Raw genomic sequence first — 2,155 nt, forward strand, 5'->3', positions numbered from 1 at the left:
AAGCGGTGCTTGTTGGCGGCGCGGTCGACGAGCGAGACCTCCTCGACGACCATGTCGACGAGGCGATGCACGCCGTCCGCCTTGTGCAGTTCGGTCGTCATGCGGCGGCCTCCGGCTGGTGGTTGGCGGTGTCGTCGGGGGGCTGCTCCGACGTCGGAACAGGTGCGGGCTCGGGTACGCGACGTGCCGAGCCGCCGATGGAGAAGCCCGTGAGGTCGCCCGACTTCACGCGCTCCCACAGCTCGTCGGAGAGCACGCGCACCGCGAGCAGCCAGGTGCCCTTGCGGACCGCGAGCTCGCCGATGGTGAAGTCGGTGGGCGCGAGGTAGCTCTCCAGCACCTTCACCTGGCCGTTGACGCGCAGGCGGTGCATCAGCCCGAGGCCGCCGAAGTCCTCCATGAAGCGGTGGGCGGCGGCGCGGATCTCCTCGGCCGAGTAGATGTCGCCCTGCGCGTCGACCACCTCGGGCTCGAGCACGATGCCCAGCACGAAGCGCTCGTCGTTCGGGTCGATGCCCTTCACGAGGCGCGAGGGCTTGTCGAACACCAGCTCATCGACGCTCGGATCGAGCGGCAGGTGCTCGCACTTGGCGACGAGCTCGAAGTCCGCGGCCTTGCGCACCGGGAAGTTGGCGACGAAGAGGCGCATGGCGTGCTTGGCACCGCCCCGCCCCGAGGCCTCGCGCACCTTGAGCCGGAAGACGTGCCCGACCTTCTTGAAGGCGGCGACGTTCTCCGGGGTCGGGTTGAGGACCGCGATGAACTTGCCCTCGACCTTCGCGAGCGCATCGATGAACTCACCGAGGTCGATGACCTTGTCCTTGTCGAACCACTCACCGGGGTACGGCGGGTCGATGAAGAAGAACGTGTCCTTGCTGTCGTAGGCCTCGATCGTCTTGCGGTAGTCCTGCCGCAGGATGCTCACGTCCTTCAGGCGCTCGGCGGCCTTGAGGTACTTCTCGGGGTTGGTCGTCGAGCCGAGGTGCTGCTGCGCCGGGTGCGTGCCGTCGGGGCGGCAGTCGCGGGCGTGGGTGCGCACGAAGACGAGCTTGTAGAAGCGCGCGACGTCGTCCTTCGGCGTCATGTCGCGGGCCTTGGCGAAGCTCTCCTGCGTGACGGTCCACTCGAAGCGGCGGCGCAGCTCCTCGACGCGCTCGGGCGTCATCGTCTTGATGCTGCGGTGGAGGAACACCACGTCGTCGTCGAGATCGGCGATGACCTCCTTGTCGCTCGCGTCCTTGGCGTGCAGCACAGCCGCCGCGCCCGCGAAGGGCTCGACGTAGGTCTTGTGCGCCGGGATGAGCGGCACGATGCGCTTGGCGTAGTGGAACGAGCCGCCGAACGTGCCGAAGGGCTGCGCCTTTTCGACGTCGTCGACGCCCTCGTCGAGCGTCCCGTCCCAGTCGTCGAGGACGAACTCGTCGTCGAGCGCCTTGGTGGTCGGCTCGTAGTTCGCGACCAGGAGCTGCGTCAGCACGGAGCTGCCGCCGACGCCGCGCATGTGCGCGATGGAGCGGCGGGTGCGGATGCGCTTCGACCAGAAGTCCGAGCCCTTCACCAGCTCGGGGAACTTGCCCCGGATACCGTAGGTGATGAGGAAGCGGCCCTTGAGCGACTTGAGCAGCTTGAAGAAGCGCTCCTCGTCGAACTCGCTCTCGCCGACGTCGACGTTGTAGCCGGGGTACGGCGGGTCGAGAAAGAAGACCGTGTCCTTGCTGTCGTACTTGCGGACGACCTTCTCGTAGTCGCCGCCGTAGACCTTCACCTTCTTCAGGCGCGGCGCGAACTTCTCGATGCGCTTGATGGTCGTCGCCTCGACGCCGACGACCGTCGGGCTGAAGCTCTTGCCGCGCATCTTCCCGTAGGAGAAGTGCGTCAGGTACAGGAAGCGGTGCAGCCGCTCGACGTCGTCCTCGGGCTCGACGTCGAGGAGCCGCTTGAAGGTCTTCTCGTCGCCGACCCAGGGCAGCTTCTTCAGTCGAGCGAGCCCCTCCTGCGTGAGCTTCTTGATGAGCCGGTACGCGTCGGCGATCTCGAGGTCGGCGTCGTTGATGACCTCGACGTCCGAGGGCTCCTTGGCGAACAGCACCGCCGCGCTGCCGGCGAACGGCTCGACGTAGGTCTTGTGCGCCGGGAGCATCGCCACGAGGCGGTC

At 67.2% G+C, this 2,155-nt stretch carries 1 protein-coding gene and 1 pseudogene; both read right to left on the minus strand.

Annotated elements, in window-relative coordinates:
* Positions 1-97: 97 nt before the first annotated feature.
* Positions 98-1,312 carry an XkdF-like putative serine protease domain-containing protein gene (locus tag ACMTNU_RS20495; RefSeq protein WP_413937144.1) on the minus strand — a complete coding sequence of 405 codons (1,215 nt, stop codon included), beginning with the start codon at positions 1,310-1,312 and terminating at the stop codon, positions 98-100.
* A gap of 87 nt (positions 1,313-1,399) precedes the next feature.
* Positions 1,400-2,155 (minus strand): annotated as a pseudogene (locus tag ACMTNU_RS20500) (DNA adenine methylase); the annotation flags it as partial.

Origin of the sequence: Nitrospira sp. BLG_1, assembly GCF_047338595.1 — a bacterium.
Classification (GTDB): domain Bacteria; phylum Nitrospirota; class Nitrospiria; order Nitrospirales; family Nitrospiraceae; genus Nitrospira_D.